16 protein-coding genes are annotated in these 16,926 nt (G+C 67.0%); 8 read left to right on the plus strand and 8 right to left on the minus strand.

The window, feature by feature from the left end; translation table 11 throughout:
* Window positions 1-100: 100 nt before the first annotated feature.
* Complete coding sequence (locus SL003B_RS08075; RefSeq protein ID WP_013652346.1) at window positions 101-454, plus strand: CidA/LrgA family protein; 354 nt, start codon at window positions 101-103, stop codon at window positions 452-454.
* On the plus strand, window positions 451-1,170 hold the full coding sequence (locus SL003B_RS08080; protein ID WP_013652347.1) for an LrgB family protein: 720 nt from the start codon (window positions 451-453) through the stop codon (window positions 1,168-1,170). The genes SL003B_RS08075 and SL003B_RS08080 overlap by 4 nt, the downstream gene beginning before the upstream one ends.
* A gap of 7 nt (window positions 1,171-1,177) precedes the next feature.
* Here the strand turns inward: SL003B_RS08080 and SL003B_RS08085 are convergent, their stop codons facing one another.
* Complete coding sequence (locus tag SL003B_RS08085; protein WP_013652348.1) at window positions 1,178-2,404, minus strand: vWA domain-containing protein; 1,227 nt, start codon at window positions 2,402-2,404, stop codon at window positions 1,178-1,180.
* A 3-nt stretch (window positions 2,405-2,407) separates the two neighbouring features.
* Complete coding sequence (locus tag SL003B_RS08090) at window positions 2,408-3,355, minus strand: AAA family ATPase (RefSeq protein WP_013652349.1); 948 nt, start codon at window positions 3,353-3,355, stop codon at window positions 2,408-2,410.
* 209 nt (window positions 3,356-3,564) lie between these two features.
* Between SL003B_RS08090 and SL003B_RS08095 the strand changes: the two genes are divergently transcribed.
* Both SL003B_RS08095 and SL003B_RS08100 read left to right on the plus strand, forming a co-directional pair.
* Window positions 3,565-3,918 carry a c-type cytochrome gene (locus tag SL003B_RS08095; protein ID WP_013652350.1) on the plus strand — a complete coding sequence of 118 codons (354 nt, stop codon included), beginning with the start codon at window positions 3,565-3,567 and terminating at the stop codon, window positions 3,916-3,918.
* A 144-nt stretch (window positions 3,919-4,062) separates the two neighbouring features.
* Window positions 4,063-4,335 carry an usg protein gene (locus SL003B_RS08100; RefSeq protein ID WP_013652351.1) on the plus strand — a complete coding sequence of 91 codons (273 nt, stop codon included), beginning with the start codon at window positions 4,063-4,065 and terminating at the stop codon, window positions 4,333-4,335.
* 30 nt (window positions 4,336-4,365) lie between these two features.
* Here SL003B_RS08100 and SL003B_RS08105 read toward each other — a convergent pair whose 3' ends face one another.
* Together SL003B_RS08105 and SL003B_RS08110 are read right to left on the minus strand one after the other, a co-directional pair.
* Window positions 4,366-5,163, minus strand: coding sequence for a tRNA1(Val) (adenine(37)-N6)-methyltransferase (locus SL003B_RS08105; protein ID WP_013652352.1), 798 nt, complete (start codon window positions 5,161-5,163; stop codon window positions 4,366-4,368).
* Entirely contained in the window at window positions 5,160-5,471 is a 312-nt protein-coding gene (locus tag SL003B_RS08110) for a putative signal transducing protein (RefSeq protein ID WP_242390353.1), read from the minus strand. The genes SL003B_RS08105 and SL003B_RS08110 overlap by 4 nt, the downstream gene beginning before the upstream one ends.
* 105 nt (window positions 5,472-5,576) lie before the next feature.
* On the opposite strand from SL003B_RS08110, the gene SL003B_RS08115 reads away from it, so the two are divergent.
* Window positions 5,577-6,587, plus strand: coding sequence for a polyprenyl synthetase family protein (locus SL003B_RS08115; protein ID WP_013652354.1), 1,011 nt, complete (start codon window positions 5,577-5,579; stop codon window positions 6,585-6,587).
* A 28-nt stretch (window positions 6,588-6,615) separates the two neighbouring features.
* Here SL003B_RS08115 and SL003B_RS08120 read toward each other — a convergent pair whose 3' ends face one another.
* Together SL003B_RS08120 and SL003B_RS08125 are read right to left on the minus strand one after the other, a co-directional pair.
* Window positions 6,616-7,518, minus strand: coding sequence for a 4-(cytidine 5'-diphospho)-2-C-methyl-D-erythritol kinase (locus tag SL003B_RS08120; RefSeq protein ID WP_049792657.1), 903 nt, complete (start codon window positions 7,516-7,518; stop codon window positions 6,616-6,618).
* Window positions 7,519-7,528: 10 nt separating this feature from the next.
* Complete coding sequence (locus SL003B_RS08125; protein WP_083812070.1) at window positions 7,529-9,316, minus strand: tetratricopeptide repeat protein; 1,788 nt, start codon at window positions 9,314-9,316, stop codon at window positions 7,529-7,531.
* A gap of 308 nt (window positions 9,317-9,624) precedes the next feature.
* Between SL003B_RS08125 and ppdK the strand changes: the two genes are divergently transcribed.
* The 3 genes from ppdK to cueR are packed head-to-tail and all read left to right on the plus strand — an operon-like array spanning window position 9,625 to window position 13,704.
* Window positions 9,625-12,288, plus strand: a complete 2,664-nt coding sequence (gene ppdK / locus SL003B_RS08130; RefSeq protein ID WP_013652357.1) for a pyruvate, phosphate dikinase — start codon at window positions 9,625-9,627, stop codon at window positions 12,286-12,288.
* Window positions 12,289-12,312: 24 nt separating this feature from the next.
* Complete coding sequence (gene meaB, locus SL003B_RS08135) at window positions 12,313-13,263, plus strand: methylmalonyl Co-A mutase-associated GTPase MeaB (RefSeq protein ID WP_013652358.1); 951 nt, start codon at window positions 12,313-12,315, stop codon at window positions 13,261-13,263.
* Between the two features lie 51 nt (window positions 13,264-13,314).
* Window positions 13,315-13,704 carry a Cu(I)-responsive transcriptional regulator gene (gene cueR / locus SL003B_RS08140; protein ID WP_013652359.1) on the plus strand — a complete coding sequence of 130 codons (390 nt, stop codon included), beginning with the start codon at window positions 13,315-13,317 and terminating at the stop codon, window positions 13,702-13,704.
* A gap of 15 nt (window positions 13,705-13,719) precedes the next feature.
* On the opposite strand, the gene SL003B_RS08145 is transcribed toward cueR, so the two are convergent.
* Together SL003B_RS08145 and radC are read right to left on the minus strand one after the other, a co-directional pair.
* Window positions 13,720-15,978 (minus strand): putative bifunctional diguanylate cyclase/phosphodiesterase, encoded by a 2,259-nt coding sequence (locus tag SL003B_RS08145; RefSeq protein WP_041375441.1) that lies wholly within the window; start codon window positions 15,976-15,978, stop codon window positions 13,720-13,722.
* A gap of 229 nt (window positions 15,979-16,207) precedes the next feature.
* Complete coding sequence (gene radC, locus SL003B_RS08150; protein ID WP_013652361.1) at window positions 16,208-16,918, minus strand: RadC family protein; 711 nt, start codon at window positions 16,916-16,918, stop codon at window positions 16,208-16,210.
* Window positions 16,919-16,926: the final 8 nt, after the last annotated feature.

Consider the following 16,926-nt stretch of genomic DNA (forward strand, 5'->3'; position numbering starts at 1 on the left):
CGCGGGCGACTTTTGTCCCATCGATCGCGGACTTGAATGCGCGGGGTCATGGCCGCAGTCTGGACGGCGCCCGATCGATGCCAAGCGGAGCCCGACCCTCGTGCTGTTCTTTCTCACCGTCATCTTCGCCTGCCAGCTCGCCGGCGAACTTCTCGTCGTCGCGCTGGGCCTGCCCGTGCCCGGCCCGGTTGCCGGCATGGTTCTGCTATTTGCCGGCCTCGTGATCCGGCGCGGCATTCCAGATGATCTCGCCCGGGTCGGCGACGGGCTGCTGTCGAACCTGTCGCTCCTGTTCGTGCCGGCCGGCGTCGGCGTCATGCTGCATATCGCGCTGATCGGCGAACAGGCGGTTGCGATCTCGGTCGCCCTCGTCGTCAGCACACTGGCGACCGTGGCGGTGACGGCACTGGCGATGCGCCTGCTCGGCCGCGGCAGCGGAGGCGGCGAGGGATGACGGCGGGCCTGCGCGACATCTGGGTCTATCTTTCGGCTAGCCCGCTGCTGGCGCTGACGATGACGCTGGCCGCCTACCAGGTCGGCCTCTGGATCCACCAGCGTGCCGGGCGCCATCCGCTGGCCAATCCGGTGCTGATCGCCGTCGTCGTGCTGGTCGCCCTGCTGCTCGGGACGGGCACCGACTACGCGACCTATTTCGAGGGCGCGCAGTTCGTGCATTTCCTGCTCGGCCCGGCGACCGTAGCGCTGGCGCTGCCGCTCTACCGGCAGATCGAGCGGGTGCGGCGGTCGCTGCTGGCGATCACCGTCAGCCTGCTGACCGGCAGCATGGTCGCGGCGGCCAGCGCGGTCGGCATCGGCGCCCTGCTCGGGGCGAGCCGGGAGACGCTCGCCTCGCTGGCGCCGAAGTCGGTGACCGCGCCGGTGGCGATGGGCATCAGCGAGCAGATCGGCGGCCTGCCGTCGCTGACCGCCGTGCTGGTGATCCTGACCGGGATCCTGGGGGCAGCACTCGGCCCGCTGCTGCTCAACCTGATGGGGATTCGGGACATGGCGGCGCGCGGGCTTGCCATCGGCACCGCCTCGCATGGCATCGGCACGGCGCGGGCGCTGCAGGTCAGCGACCTGGCCGGCGCCTTCGCCGGCCTCGCCATGGGCCTCAACGCGCTGGCGACGGCGATCCTGCTGCCGCTGGTCTGGCGGCTGGTGTTGTGAGGCGCGATCACGCGCTGCGGCGCAGCCAGGTGCGCGGATCGGTGTCGCCGGCCGTGGTGCCGCCGTCAGCGGACAGAGAGGCGATCAGGTCGGCGACCGCATCGAGCGAGTGGACGGCACGGAATTCGTCGACATGCGGCAGCATGGCGCGGATGCCCTTCGCCTTGGCCTCGAAGCCATCGAAGCGCAGCAACGGGTTGAGCCAGATCAGCCGCCGGCAGGAGCGGTGCAGGCGATCCATCTCGCGTTCAAGATCCTCGTCGGTGTCGCGTTCCAGGCCGTCGGTGATCAGCAGAACGGTCGGGCCGCCGGACAGCACGCGGCGCGACCAGGTGCGGTTGAAGGCGTGCAGGGCGGTGGCGATGCGGGTTCCGCCGGACCAGTCCTCGACGCCCGCGCTGCAGGCGGCGAGCGCCTCGTCGGGATCCTTCATGCGCAACTGACGGGTGACGTTGGTCAGCCGCGTGCCGAACAGGAAGGTGTGCACGTCGCGGCGCTGTTCGGTGAGCGCGTGCAGGAAATGCAGCAGCACCCGTGTGTATTGGCTCATCGAGCCGGAAATGTCGCACAGCGCGACGAGCGGCGGGCGCTTCTCCTGCGGCCGCCGGAACTTCAGGTCGATGATTGCGCCACCGGCGCGCAGTGACGCGCGCATGGAGCGGCGCGGATCGACGAGGCCGCGCGGGGCCGGCGACAGCCGGCGGCGGCGGACCTTGTCCATCGGCATGACCATCCGCCTCAGCGCCGCCTTGGCAGCCTCGATCTCGGCGGCGGTCATCTGGGCGAAATCCCTGGTCTGCAGCAGTTCGCGCCCCGAGACGGTGAACCGCGCATCGACCTCGACCTCGGGCTCGGTCTGCTCGGTCTTGCGCTCGCGGGCGGCCTTGAAGGCCTGGGAGACGCGGGTCTGGCCGGCCTTGGGCTTTTCCGGGGCGCCGCGCGGCGGGGCGACGGGCGACAGGATGGCCAGCATCTTCTCGATCAGACCGCGGCTCTGCCAGTAGATGCGGAAGGCCTCGTCGAACAGCACCCGGTGCTCGCGCTTGCGCACGAAGACGGCGTGCAGGGTCCAGTAGAGGTCGTCGCGGCTCTCTATGCCAGAGACCTCGACGGCCCGCACGGCGTCGACGACGCTGGCCGGCCCAGCCGGCAATCCGGCGCGGCGCAGCGTGCGCGCGAAATGCACGATGTTGTCGACGATGCGTCCGTGCGCGTCGGTGGCGGCGCCGGCCATCGCTCAAACCGCCGGCACGGCTGTCCGGGCCGGATCGCGCGGCAGGTCCTTGCGGATCTCCTCGACGATCTGGCGGGCCTTCGAGCCGCGGACGCGCTCGATGTCGTCCTGGTACTTGAGCAGCACGCCGAGGGTGTCGGAGGCCATGTCGGGATCGAGCGCCATCTCGTTGAGCTCGGTCAGCGCCGTCGCCCAGTCGAGGGTTTCGGCAACGCCCGGCTGCTTGAACAGGTCCTCGTCGGCGCGCAGCTTCTGGACGAAGGCGACCACCTCGGCGGCAAGGCGCTCGGAGGCGCCGGGCACCTTGCGGCGGACGATCTGAAGCTCGCGCTCCGCGTCCGGATAGTCGACCCAGTGATAGAGGCAGCGGCGCTTGAGCGCGTCGTGGATCTCGCGCGTGCGGTTGGTGGTGATGACGACGATCGGCGGTTCCTTCGCCTTGACGGTGCCGAGTTCGGGAATGGTGACCTGATAGTCGGCCAGCACCTCAAGCAGAAAGGCCTCGAACGCCTCGTCGGCCCGGTCCAACTCGTCGATCAGGAACACGGGCGCACCGGACAGAGACGGCTCGAGCGCCTTCAACACGGGACGCTTGATCAGGAATCGCTCGTCGAAGATCGTCTTGGACAGTTCGGCATGGTCGGTGTCGCCGGCGGCTTCCGAGACGCGGATCTCGACCATCTGGGCGGCGTAGTTCCACTCGTAGACCGCCGAGGCGATATCGAGGCCCTCGTAGCACTGCAGGCGGATGAGGTCGCGGCCGAGCGTGCTGGCCAGCACCTTGGCGATCTCGGTCTTGCCGACGCCGGCCTCGCCTTCGAGAAACAGTGGCCGGTTCATGCGTAGGGCGAGGTGCAGCACCGTGGCCAGAGCGCGATCCGCCACGTAGCCGCCCCTTTCCAGAAGGGCGAGGGTTTCGTCGATGGAGGCGGGCAGTGACGGCTGGCTCATAGGATGTTCCTGCACTGATCTGGTTCCGGTCCACCCGGACCGGCCTGTTGCTCAACCCAGCATATAAGGCGAGGCCCCCGTCTGGCACGCGGAAATCGGCTCGCGGGCAGGCGCTTGGTCAGGGATAGGGGAAACTGCGGAAGGCGGCCGGGCTTGCGTCCATGCTCCCGCTGCGACAGGATCGCGCGCAAAGGAGAGGGAATCGGATCATGGTGCGGATACTGGATCTGGCCGGGCTGACGGTCGCATTCGTCGTCGCGGTCGCCAGCGTGCGGGCGCAGACGGATCCGGCGGCGGGCGACCTTGCCGCCGTCGACCTGGGACGCGGCATCGCGGAGGTGAACTGCGGCGCCTGCCACGCGGTCGGACAGGACGACCCGAGCGGTATGGAAACGGCCCCTGCCTTCCGCGACCTCGGCACGCTCTATCCGGTCGAGACCCTGGCCGAAAGCCTGGCGGAAGGCATCGTAACCGGTCACGAGGGCATGCCGGAAATCGAACTGGAACCGGAGGAGATCGAGGCGTTCCTGGCCTATCTTGCCTCCCTGCGGCCGAAGCCTTGAGCCGGCGAAGCCGACGCGGCTTGGCAGCACTCGTGGCGATATGCTGCTAAGTCATTGATATAAAGGAATTTATTGCCAATTTGAAAGAACTTGTTAACCTCCTTGGGCCGACACTTTTCGTCGGTTCAGCCAAGCGAGGTGACCATGAGGACAAGCGAGGACTTCCGCAGACAGATCGACGGTTACGGCCTGCTGACCGCCGAGATTCTCTACCGCATGCCCGATCACCCGGGTTTGCTGCAAAGCTTCCTGTGGCAGACCCATGACCGGGCGCCGACTTTTCCGGAACTGCGCAAGTTCCTCGCCTACTGGCAGCGGGAAATCGAGGGCGTTCTGCATTCCGTGCGGTTGGCGCACCGCGACCTCATCGGGCCGGTCGACGTGCGCATCGCCAACGGCGAGATCCGTATCCACTGACACCCGCCCGCCCCGGACCCGCTGCCGCCGTTAGGTGCGGCCGCTCAGAGCGAGCCCTGCGCCATCGCGCATGACCGCACGGGCCTCGGCGGTGAAGTCGGAGCCATCGCCCTCGTGCAGGACGAAGCCGGGCATCAGGCGCAGGGGTGCCCGGCTTGCCCGCACCGCGCGCACCAGGATCCGCGTCGCCGCAGCGTCGGGGCGCGGGCGCAGCGGGATGACGTCGATCGCGCCAAACCTCCCGTCGAGGACGTCCAGAATCTCCCGCAGCCCATCGGCCCGGAAGATGACGGTGAGCGTGCCGCCCTCACGCACGATGTCGGTGGCCGTGCGGGCCCAGGGATCCAGGCCGTGCTCGCCAAGGACATGAGCGCCGGCGCGGGCGTCGGCCGGCGAGGCACGGAAACGGGCCCGGTCGTAATAGGGCGGGTTCATGATGGCGTGATCGGCAAGGCCAGGCGTGAGCCCGGCGGCGTGGCGCAATGATCCCCTTGCGGCGATGTCGACCTCCAGCACGGCGACCCGGTCCGCAAAGGCGGCGTTGAGCGGGTCGGCGAGGCTGCGGCGGGCCAGGTCGAGCACCACCGGATCGCGATCGACGAGTGTCACGGTGACCGACGGCAGTCGGGCCGCGACGCACATGCCGGCGGTGCCGACGCCGGCACCGAGATCGACCACATGGCCGCAGGTAGCATCGGGCAGGGCGGCGGCCAGATAAACCGCGTCGAGGCCGGCACGATGGCGACCCTTGCGTGGTTGCTCGACGATTACCATCCCGCCCAGGAAGGCGTCGCGGGTGGTCTCTTCGGCGGCGTCCCCGCCCGTCACCGGTCCGCCTCCGGCTTCAACTCATGACCGAGCCCGGCATCGCGCAGGAGGCGGCGGGCGGCGCCAATCGCCTCGCGCGCGATCAGGATTCGACGGGGGATCACGGCGATCGATCCTTCGAGGATGCTCATGTTGGCATCTGCGACAAAATGGTCGATGCCGGCCTCATCGAGCAGCGATTCGACGAAGGAGACAAGAACCGGATCGTTGGTGCTCAGTAGTTCTTCCATTTTCAGGGCATCCGATCGAACACGATACAGTCCTACACCAGGCCGGGGCGGTGCGGCCAGCGCAACGGAAACGATCAAACCGCCGGCATTCGACGCTTCGGCGACGGAATGCTCCCTTGCTCCGGCGAGGGTTGAACCCTATTGTCCGCGAAAACAAGCCGTCAGGAGAGTGTATTGGCACCCGTGGTCGCTTCCGTGCCCGAAAAGAACAAACCGCACAACGGGATTCAGTCGCTGGTCGATCTGGTCGCGCGCGACATGGAGGCGGTCAACCGGCTCATCCTGTCCAAGGCGGGTTCGAACGTCGATCTCATTCCGGAGATCGCAAAGCACCTGATCGATTCCGGCGGCAAGCGTCTGCGGCCGATGCTGACCCTGGCTCTGGCCGACATGTTCGGCTACCAGGGCTCCGGCCATGTCACGTTGTCGGCGAGCGTCGAATTCATGCACACGGCGACGTTGCTGCACGATGATGTGGTCGACGAGAGCGACATGCGGCGCGGCAAGCTGGCGGCGCGCAAACTATGGGGCAACCAGGCGAGCGTGCTGGTCGGCGACTATCTGCTCGGCCAGGCCTTCAAGATGATGGTCGACGTCGGATCGCTGGAGGCGCTGCGGGTTCTTGCCGAGGCCTCCGCCGTGATCGCCGAGGGCGAGGTGATGCAACTCGGCGCAGCGAAGAACCTCGCCACCTCCGAAGCGAGCTACATGAAGGTGATCGAGGCCAAGACCGCGGCGCTGTTCGCGGCGGCGGCGGAGGTCGGCCCGATCATCGCGGGCCAGAGCGCGGAGACCTGCGCAGCAGCCCGCCGCTACGGCATGGAACTCGGACTTGCCTTCCAACTCGTCGACGACGCGCTGGACTATGGGGGGTCGAGTGCCGATCTTGGCAAGCAGGTCGGCGACGATTTCCGCGAAGGCAAGATCACGCTACCCGTTGTGGTCGCGGTCGAGCGCGGCAGCGACGAGGATCGGGCCTTCTGGCGCCGCTGCCTGGAGACGGACGGGATCCGGGACGGCGATCTGGAGCATGCGATCGGGTTGCTGCGTCGCCATGGGGCGATCGAGGAAACCATCGCCCGGGCGCGCCACTACGGCGCCAGTGCGATCGAGGCGCTCGCAGCGCTGCCTGCCGGACGCCATCGTGATGCGCTGCACGAGGCGGTGGAATTCTGCATTTCGCGGGTGAACTGACCGCGACCGTTGGCGCTCAGCCGGACGCTCAGACGGTTCCGCAGGCGATCCACCAATCGGGATGATCGCGGGCGAGGCTTTCGTGCAAGGGGCCGGCGTCCGCCGGACGGCAGAGGGCGAAACAGGTCGCCCCCGACCCCGACATGCGCGCGAACAGCGTTTCCGGCCGTGCGTCCAAAGCGTCAAGGACCGTCCCGATCGCCGGGCAGATCGACATGGCCGCCGGCTGCAGGTCGTTGCGGGTCGCCCGCAGCCAGTCGAGCAGGACCTCCGGCGTGGCGAAACGCTCGGGAAAGGCGGGCAGGGGCGGATTGTCTCGGGTCTCTAGGGCACGAAAGACCGCCGGCGTCGACACGCCGACACCGGGATTGACGAGGACGATGGCGATCTCCGGCAACGGCGGTGCCGGGTCGAGCCGTTCGCCGATGCCGGACAGGCGGCAGGGGCGCTGGGCGAGACAGGCGGGCACGTCGGCACCAAGGGCGAGCGCGATCCCAACCAGGGCCGCGTCGGCCCGCCCGCGACCGTAGCGATCCGCCAGCAGACGCAGGCAGGCGGCGGCATCGGCCGAGCCGCCGCCGATGCCAGAGGCGACGGGAAGGTTCTTCTCAAGAGCGAAACGCAGCGGCGGCGCGACCTGTCTGCTGTGCTCGAAAAACAGTCGCCCGGCCTTGAGGACGAGATTGTCCGGATCGTCGGCCTCAAGGGCGTCGGCGAAGGGACCGGAGAGGACGAGGCTGGTGGCCTTTGCTGGCGATACCCGCAGGCGGTCGCCGATGTCGGGGAAGACGGCCAGACTGTCGAGAAGGTGATAGCCGTCGGCGCGCTGGCCGGTGACATGGAGGGCGAGATTGACCTTGGCCCGGGCGAACTCGGCGTCGGACGAAGTCCTGCGGGGTGTGCGGGACGTTGCCTCGGCGATGGCGGTCATGGCCGGCCGGTCAGCCGCCGTTGCGGGGCGCATCGGCGGTTGCCGCACCGGCGGCTGGCGCTTCCGTCAGGCCATTCTCGATCTTGTCGAGGATCTTGGGCAGCTCTTCGGGTTCGGGGCCGAGATCGCGGGCGTGATTCCACTGGAAGCGCGCTTCGAGTTTGCGTCCGACCTTCCAGTAGGCGTCGCCAAGATGATCGTTGATGACCGGATCGGCGGGGCGGAGTTCCACCGCGCGTTCGAGTTCCTTCACAGCCTCCTCGTAGCGGCCGAGGCGGTAGTAGACCCAGCCGAGGCTGTCGACGATGTAGCCGTCGTTGGGGCGCAGTTCCACGGCCCTTCTGATCATGTCGAGGGCCTCGTCGAGCTTCAGGCCCTGATCGACGAGGGAGTAGCCGAGGTAGTTGAGCACCAGCGGCTGGTCGGGAAAGAGCTCAAGGGATTTGCGGAAATCGGCCTCCGCGGCGGGCCACTGCTTCAGCCGTTCGCGGCAGATGCCGCGGTAGTAGAACAGCGCCCAGTGCTGGCGCTCGGGGCTGGCGACGGTGTCGAGACCCCTGGAGTAGACGGCTTCGGCTTCCTCAAACAGCTTGTGCGAGCGCAGCACGTTGCCGAGCGAAATCACGGCTTCGAGTTCGGCCGGATCCAGGGCGATCAGGGCGCTCAGGTGCTCGCGCGCCTTGTCGAGCTGATCGAGCGCGTTGTAGTTGAAGCCGATCTGGATCTCGGCGTTGCGCTTGAGGGGGGACTCGTTGGGGACGGTCTTGAGCACCTCGATGGCGCGTTGCGGATTGCCCATGCGCTCGAACAGGCTGCCAAGGGCGATGGCCGCGAATTCGGTCTTCGGATTGAGATAGAGCGCCAGCTGCAGATAGGCGGAGGCCAGTTCCTCGGCGCCGTCGCGGCCGATTGCGGAGCCGAGGCCGTTGAGCAGTTCGGCGATGCCCTGAGCCGGGTCGGAAACGAGCGGCAGGATCGGCGCCCCGCTTTCGATCAGCCGGCGGGTGTTCGTCAGCAGAGGATCGCCTGGCATCAGCCGATCGTATTCCGTCAGAACCTCCAGGGCTTCCTCCTTCTTGCCGGCGGCGGCCCGTATGCGGGCGAAGGCGTCGTTGACCCGCAAGGCGCCGCGGTCGGCGTTGTAGGCGGCCTCGATCTTTTCCAGCGCCAGGTCCTGGCGGCCGGCCTGCTCGGCGATCAGGGCGGCATGATTGGCCTTGAAGACGTCGAACCATTCCGGGCCCTCAAGCGCATCGATGGCGGCGAGCGCCTCGTCGGCATTGCCGGTACCGAGCAGAGCCCAGGCTCTGGTGATGCCCGAGGTCAGGTCCGCGAGGGGGCCGGCGCCAGCTGTCTCGAGCTCAGCGGCGGCGGAGCGGTAGTCGCCGTTGCGGACGTGTCCGACGGCGACGACCAGGCGGGCCAGGAAGTTGTCGATGCCGGCCGTCTCCATCTCCTCGGCATAGGCGAGGGCCTTGGCGATCTCGCCGTTGGCCGTCTTGAGGATGAAGGCGCGCTCGAGCAGGAAGGGGTTGTCCGGATCGGCTGCCAAGGTCTCCTCGAAGAAGGCCGACGCGGAGGCGAAATCGTTCTGCTGGCCAGCAAGCCGTCCGGCGAGATAGCTGCCGGACAGGGTGATCGGAAGATCCTGGGGCGTGCCGTAGGACTGGTCGGGCCTGACTTCGGCGTGCGCGCCGGCGCCCAGCACGAAGCACACCAGGGTGGCCAGGAGGAGTCTGTTCCTGGAGGGGCGCAGCCGGTGGCAGTCCTTGGTCCGGGCGCTGGTCAGGTCGTTCATTTCCCCTCGCATTGGCATTGGGCGCCGGGCGGAACGCTTCTGGAGCGATTCCGGAGCGGCAATCAGTTTCAGGTCAGGATGGCGTCTTTGTGGCGGGCGGGCAAGGCGTAGGAATGCCGACCGTAGGTCGGGGACATCCTTTGGCGTGCAAACCGGGTCCGGCCCGCGGCGAGAGACGCGGCGAGAGGCCATTTGCCGCGAAAAAAGGGCTTGTAACGTCCTGGCTGGCATAGCAGGAATGCGCCTGCGCAGGATCGTGACGCCTGCACGGATCGTTGGGCATCGTGAAGCCAACACGGAGACGATGAATGACCAAGTGGGTCTATGGGTTCGGCAACGGCACCGCCGAGGGATCGGCGGAGATGAGGAATCTGCTCGGCGGCAAGGGCGCCAACCTTGCCGAGATGAGCAATCTTGGACTGCCCGTGCCGCCCGGCTTCACGATCACTACCGAGGTTTGCACCTGGTATTACGAGCACGACAAGAGCTATCCGGGCGACCTGCGCGCGCAGGTCGACGCGGCGCTGGCCGAGGTCGGCAGGCTGACCGGCAGGGCCTTTGGCGATTCGGCCAATCCGCTTCTCGTCTCGGTGCGCTCCGGCGCCCGCGCCTCGATGCCCGGCATGATGGATACGGTGCTGAATCTCGGCCTCAACGACGTGACCGTGAAGGCGATCGGCGAGGGCGCCGAAGACATGCGCTTCGCCTATGACAGCTATCGCCGGTTCATCCAGATGTATTCGGACGTGGTGCTCGGCGTCGAGCATCACGCATTCGAGGAAATCCTGCAGGAGCACAAAGACAACAACGGCCACGTGCTGGACACGGACCTGAGCGCCGAGGAGCTTGCCGTCGTCATCGAGCAGTTCAAGGCACTCGTCGAGGAGGAACTCGGACGTCCGTTTCCGCAGGATCCGATGGAGCAACTGTGGGGCGCGATCGGCGCGGTGTTCGGGTCTTGGATGACGCCGCGCGCGCAGACCTATCGCCGGCTTCACGACATCCCCGCGACCTGGGGCACGGCGGTGAATGTCCAGGCCATGGTGTTCGGCAACATGGGCGAGACCTCCGCGACCGGCGTCGCCTTCACGCGCAACCCTTCGACCGGCGAAAAGGCGCTCTACGGCGAGTTCCTCGTCAACGCCCAGGGCGAGGACGTGGTTGCCGGCATCCGTACGCCGCAGGACCTGACGGAGAAGGCGCGCCTCGAGGCCGGCTCGGAGCGGCCGTCGCTGGAAAGCCTGATGCCTGAGGCGTTCCGCGAGTTCGTGACGATCTGCGACCGGCTCGAGGGCCATTACCGGGACATGCAGGACCTGGAGTTTACGATCGAGCGCGGCAAGCTGTGGATGCTGCAAACCCGGTCGGGCAAGCGCACTGCCAAGGCCGCGTTGAAGATCGCGGTCGATATGGTGTCCGAAGGACTGCTGAGCGAACGTCAGGCTGTTACGCGGGTCGAGCCGGCCGCGCTCGACCAGTTACTGCATCCGACCATCGATCCGAAGGCTGAGCGCGACATCTTCGCCACCGGCCTGCCGGCGTCACCGGGTGCGGCGAGCGGCGCGATCGTGTTCACCTCCGACGAGGCCGAACAGGAGAAGGCGGCCGGGCGCAAGGTGATCCTGGTGCGCGTCGAGACGAGCCCGGAAGACATTCACGGCATGCATGCCGCCGAAGGCATCCTGACCAGCCGTGGCGGCATGACCAGTCATGCGGCGGTGGTCGCGCGGGGCATGGGCAAGCCCTGCGTCTCAGGCGCCGGCCTGTTGCGCGTCGACTATCGCGCCGGCACGTTGAGCGCCGGCGGCCGAGTGCTCAAGAAGGGCGACACGATCACCATCGACGGTTCGACGGGCCAGGTGCTGCTCGGCGACGTGCCGATGCTGCAACCGTCGCTGTCGGGCGATTTCGCGACGCTGATGGGCTGGGCCGACGGCGTGCGCCGGATGCGTGTGCGCACTAATGCCGAAACGCCGGCGGATGCCCGCGTCGCGCGTGAGTTCGGTGCCGAGGGAATCGGCCTGTGCCGGACCGAGCACATGTTCTTCGAAGGCGAGCGTATCGTCGCCGTGCGCGAAATGATCCTGTCGGAGACCGAGGAGGGCCGGCGGGCTGCGCTGGCCAAGCTGTTGCCGATGCAGCGCAACGACTTCATCCAGCTGTTCGAGATCATGAAGGGCCTGCCGGTCACCATCCGCCTGCTGGATCCGCCGCTGCACGAGTTTCTGCCGAAGTCGGACGAGGAAATCGCTGAGGTTGCCGCAGCGATGGGGGTCGACGCGCAGAAGCTGCGTGAGCGTTCGCATGAGCTCGAGGAATTCAACCCGATGCTCGGCCATCGCGGCTGCCGTCTGCTGGTGTCCTATCCGGAAATCGCCGAAATGCAGGCGCGGGCGATCTTCGAGGCCGCCATCGAGGCGGGCCGCGCGACCGGAGCGCCGGTAGTACCGGAAATCATGGTGCCGCTCGTCGGCCTGAAGGCGGAGCTCGACCTCGTCCGCGACCGCATCGACGCGATGGCCAGGGCCGTGGCCGGGGAAACCGGCGCGCAACTCGCCTATCAGGTCGGCACGATGGTGGAACTGCCGCGGGCCGCCCTGCGGGCGGCGGAAATCGCCGCCTCGGCCGAATTCTTCTCGTTCGGCACCAACGACCTGACGCAGACCACCTTCGGCATCTCGCGCGACGACGCGGCGTCCTTCCTCGGCACCTACCAGCAGAAGGGGCTGCTCGAGCAGGATCCGTTCGTGTCGCTGGACAGGGACGGCGTCGGCGAACTGGTCAAGATCGGCGCAGAGCGGGGCCGGTCGGCCCGGCCCGAGATCAAGCTCGGCATCTGCGGCGAACATGGCGGCGATCCGGCCTCGATCGACTTCTGCGAGAGCGTCGGGCTCGACTATGTCTCCTGCTCGCCATTCCGCGTGCCAATTGCCCGCCTCGCTGCGGCGCAGGCGGCGCTGCGGCGCGCCTGACGCGCGCCGGGGCAGTCTGCGGCGATGGCGGCCGGTGCGGACGATGTTTCGAACAGCCTGAGAGGCGCCGGAAAGCTGGCGCTGTCGCGCGCCCTCTCGCGGGTCGAGGCCGAAGAAGGATCAGCGGAGCTGGCCGACTTTCTCGATGCGGCCTGCCGGGCGGACGGCAGCCATGTGCTCGGCCTGACGGGACCGCCGGGCGTCGGCAAGTCGACGCTGACCAACGCCCTGATACGGGCTTTCCGGGCGCGTGGCGAGACGGTCGGTGTCCTGGCGATCGATCCGTCGTCGCGGTTCTCCGGCGGCGCGCTGCTCGGTGATCGGACGCGGCTGTCGACCGATCCCGATGACCAGGGCGTTTTCGTGCGTTCGATGGCGGCACGCGACCGTCTGGGTGGCCTGTCCGACCATGCCATTGCGGGGATCGCCATCCTACGCGCTGCGATGGACCGGGTGATCGTCGAGTCGGTGGGCATCGGCCAGTCGGAGGCGGATGTCGCCTTTGCGGTCGATACCGTCGTCTTGTGCATCCAGCCCGGCTCCGGCGACAGCCTGCAGTTCATGAAGGCCGGCGTCATGGAACTGCCCGACATCGTGGCGGTCACCAAGGGCGATATGGGCCAGGCCGCGCGCCGTGCTGTCTCGGATGTCGAAGGCGCCCTGTCGCTGGGCAGGGTCGCGACCGGCGGCTGGCCGGTGCCGGTGCTGCAACTTTCCGCGCGCGACGGTGTCGGCATCGGCGACCTGATCGAGAAGGTCGACGCGCACCGTGACTTCCTCGGCGAGGTCGGACGCCTTGCGCGCAAGCGCGCGGCGCAGCAGGCGCAATGGCTGCGCGACATGGTCCGCGTGCAATTCGGCAAGGCCGGCCTGCGCCTCGCCGAGGAGGAAGGCCTGCTGGCGGGGGGCAGCACCCCGTTCACGGCGCTGCGCCAGGTCTCGGACGAATTGAACCGACGCCTCGGGCTGGTCTAGACTGGCCCCGCCTAGGTTCGGTCGGGGGCGAGGCGACGGAAGGTCTGCGATATGAACATCGGCGATGCGGCGCAGGAAACCGGCCTGCCGGCAAAGACGCTGCGCTACTACGAGGACATCGGGCTGGTCCGGCCCCTGCGCCAGGAGAATGGCTATCGGTACTACTCGGCCCGCGATGTCGACCGCCTGCGCTTCCTGAAGAGGGCGCGGGGGCTCGGGTTCTCGATCGAGGACTGCCGCAGCCTGCTGCAGTTCCAGGAGGATCCGACCCGGGCCAGTGCGGACGTCAAGCGGGTGGCGGAAGCCCATATTCGCACACTGGACAGCAAGATCGAGGAGCTGCTCGACCTGCGCCGGACGCTGGGTGACATGGTGGCCACCTGCCGGGGCGATGCCGATCCGGATTGCGCGATCCTGCAGGGGCTTGCCGCCGACGAATGAGGCTGGCCCAGTCCGTCAGCTCGCCAGCCGGCTTCCCAATGACGTCGGCACGTCGAGACCGCGACCAAGAATGATCGGCTCGATCTCCTCGCCGGAACCCGGCCGGGCGATGTAGTAGCCCTGAAGCCGATCGCAGCCGATCGCCATCAGGAAACGTTCCTGCTCGGCCGTCTCGATGCCTTCGGCAACGACGGTCATGCCGAGCGCACTGCCGAGATCGACGATCGTGCGCAGGATCGCCCGTGCCTGTTCGCACTCGCCGACGTTCGAGACGAAATCCCGATCGATCTTGAGGATGTCGAAGGGAAACCGGCGCAGATAGCTCAGGCTGGAATACCCGGAACCGAAGTCGTCGAGCGCAATCCGCACACCCAGTTCCTTGAGCTGTCGCATGGCTGTCAGGATGACCGAGTCCTTCCCGGCGAACACAGATTCCGTCACTTCGATCTCCAGCCGTGAGGGCGGCAGGTCGTAGGCTGCCAAGGTCGCGATGACGTGATCGACGAAACGGGGATGGCGAAACTGGGTCGGGGAAATGTTGACCGAGATCGCCACGTCCGGCCAACGATGGGCATCCTGGCAGGCGCGCCGCAGAACCCATAGCCCCAGATCGTTGATCAGGCCGGTCTCCTCTGCGATCGGCACGAAGCTGGCCGGGTTGATCGGTCCGCGCTCGGGATGGGCCCAGCGCACGAGCGTCTCGACCGCGACATACCGCCCGGTGATCCCGTCCACCTGAGGCTGATAGGCGACAGACAGGGCGTTCGTGTCGATTGCGTGCCGCAGTTCGCGGGCGATGTTGTCCCTCGTCCGGACGTCCTCCTCCATGACCGGATCGAAGAACGACCAGCGGCCTCGGCCGTTGGCCTTGGCGTCGTAGAGCGCGATGTCGGCCTTGCGCAGCAGTTCGCCGGATCCGAGCCCGTCCTGTGGGGCGACCGCCGCACCCATGGACATGCTGACGTAGAGCTCGGTCCCGGAGACCTTCACCGGGCGGACGAGTTCGTCCTGAATGCGGTCGAGCTGGCATTCGATCAGCTTGCGCGAGGCGCAGTCGCGCAGAATCAGGGCGAACTCGTCACCGGAAATGCGGGCGAGCATGCCGTTTGCGGGCACCACGCCACGCAGGCGCAGGGCGACGGCGCGGATCACCTCGTCGCCGGCGGCGTGACCGAGCGTGTCGTTGATGTCCTTGAAATGGTCGAGGTCGATGTAGACGGCGGCGATCAGGCCGCCTTGCTCCTTCCAGTCTGCGAGCGAGCGGGACAGCATGCGGGTGAAATAGACCCGGTTCGGCAGGCCGGACAGGCTGTCGTGCTGGGCCGCATGGACGGCCTTGGCCTCGCTCGCCGCCAGCTTCCGCGTGGCGCTGCGGGCGTAACCCATCACCAGCGCCGTCAGCGTGCCGATCGCCAGCGCCAGCAGGACCAGGACCGGCAAGACGCGCGACAGCATGTCCGAGCCGGGCTTGCTGGATTGCCACGACAGCGTGACCACCGGCTGCCGGTTTGGACTTTTCAAGATAATGGTCGACAAGTCGAGGGCGTCGTCATGCTGGCGGCTCGGATGCAGGCCACTCAACCCAGCCATCTCCGCGAGCCGGTGCAGGATCTGGCGGTCGATGGGCACGAAACTGACCAGAACCGCCGGCGGATGGCGCTGGATGCCGATCGTGTGCAGGTCGGGAGAGATGGCGGTGGCGCTGAAAAAGTACGGCGAGCCGTCGATCAGCACCGCGCCGGTTTCGAAGATCGACTGGTTGTAGTCATTGAAGACCGGTTGAAACCGGAAGATCCCGGACGCGGTCCGGGTGAAACTGGTGATGAAGCGGGCGCGGACCCGGGCGAGCGGCATCCTGAGGTCCGAGAGCACCGATTGGTCAAGCCAATCCGTCGCTCCTGAACGATCATGGCGGGCGATTACGGTGCGGTCTGGACCGAGGATGAAGCTCTTGGTGTGGCCGTAGCTCTGGTCAAGCCATTCCGCCACGTTGCGCTTAAGCCAGTCCGGATCCTGGGCAGTCGGGATGGTCCTGAAATAGGCCTCGTCCCAGACTGCAGCATCTTCCTGCTGCTTGGCGATCTGATCCAGCTTGAGATGAATCGCGCCCTCGATCAGGTTGCGCTCGCTCTGTTCGGCGGTGCGGTCGGTGAGACGCGACGACCAGAGCATGAGGGCGAACACGAACAAGATGGCGAACACCACAATGCCAGTCACCGGGATGATGATGGCATCGGCAATCTTCCCACCTGTCGAGGTTTTTTTTGTATTCATCAATACGCCGCCCGGATTCCCTTTCGGGCACTATCAAAGAAGATGTGTTAAAGAATGGCCGATGCGCTTAGTTAAAAATGAATTTATTCATTCTTGCGGTAGGGTCAGACTTTGCGGTCGATCCTCATGACTGTCCTCGCCTCCTTCTGGCGATTGCCTTGGGTTGCGCCTTCAGGCACTTGCCGCCATGCGATGGCTAGGAACATGGGGCGGCGCAAGGCAGGATGGTTCAGATCAGCTGCAGGCCGCGAAAGCTGACCTGACCTTCGCGTCCGACGATGATGTGGTCGTGGACCTCGATGCCGAGCGGTTTGGCGATATCGACGATCTGACGCGTCATCTGGATGTCGGCGCGCGAGGGCGTCGGGTCGCCGGAGGGGTGATTGTGCACCAGAATGACGGCGGTCGCGGAGAGTTCGAGCGCACGGCGGATCACCTCGCGCGGATAGACCGGCGTATGGTCGACCGTGCCGCGCTGCTGGACTTCGTCGGCGATCAGGCCGTTCCTCTTGTCGAGGAACAGGATCCGGAATTCCTCCCGCTCGGAATAGGCCATGGCCGCGTGAATATAGTCGTTGAGCTTCGACCATGAGGAGAGTTCGACGCGCTGCGGCACCTGGTTCCTGGCGAAGCGCTCGGCACAGGCCTGGGCGAGCTTGAGGTCGTCGGCCACCTGGTCGCCGATCCCCTTGACCTCCGCCAGCCGGGCGCGGGGAGCGGCGAGGACCTGGGCAAAGGATCCGAAGCGCGTGAGCAAGTCCTTGGCGATCGGCTTGGTGTCCTTGCGCGGGATCGAGCGGAAGAGGAGGAGTTCGAGCAGTTCGTAGTCGGCGAGGCCGTCGGCGCCGAGGGTGCGGAAGCGCTCGCGCAGGCGCTCGCGGTGCCCGTGGTAGTGCTTGAGGCCGGGTTTTTCCTTGAAGCCGTTTTCCTCGCTGCTCACAGGAAAGG

Source organism: Polymorphum gilvum SL003B-26A1, assembly GCF_000192745.1.
GTDB lineage: Bacteria > Pseudomonadota > Alphaproteobacteria > Rhizobiales > Stappiaceae > Polymorphum > Polymorphum gilvum.

Coding starts and splice junctions, on each gene's coding strand:
- ppdK (WP_013652357.1), top strand. CDS start 9,625: ATGACCAAGTGGGTCTATGGGTTCGGCAACGGCACCGCCGAGGGATCG.
- cueR (WP_013652359.1), top strand. CDS start 13,315: ATGAACATCGGCGATGCGGCGCAGGAAACCGGCCTGCCGGCAAAGACG.
- SL003B_RS08145 (WP_041375441.1), bottom strand. CDS start 15,978: ATGAATACAAAAAAAACCTCGACAGGTGGGAAGATTGCCGATGCCATC.
- SL003B_RS08125 (WP_083812070.1), bottom strand. CDS start 9,316: ATGAACGACCTGACCAGCGCCCGGACCAAGGACTGCCACCGGCTGCGC.
- SL003B_RS08085 (WP_013652348.1), bottom strand. CDS start 2,404: ATGGCCGGCGCCGCCACCGACGCGCACGGACGCATCGTCGACAACATC.
- meaB (WP_013652358.1), top strand. CDS start 12,313: ATGGCGGCCGGTGCGGACGATGTTTCGAACAGCCTGAGAGGCGCCGGA.
- SL003B_RS08120 (WP_049792657.1), bottom strand. CDS start 7,518: ATGACCGCCATCGCCGAGGCAACGTCCCGCACACCCCGCAGGACTTCG.
- SL003B_RS08095 (WP_013652350.1), top strand. CDS start 3,565: ATGGTGCGGATACTGGATCTGGCCGGGCTGACGGTCGCATTCGTCGTC.
- SL003B_RS08090 (WP_013652349.1), bottom strand. CDS start 3,355: ATGAGCCAGCCGTCACTGCCCGCCTCCATCGACGAAACCCTCGCCCTT.
- SL003B_RS08100 (WP_013652351.1), top strand. CDS start 4,063: ATGAGGACAAGCGAGGACTTCCGCAGACAGATCGACGGTTACGGCCTG.
- SL003B_RS08080 (WP_013652347.1), top strand. CDS start 451: ATGACGGCGGGCCTGCGCGACATCTGGGTCTATCTTTCGGCTAGCCCG.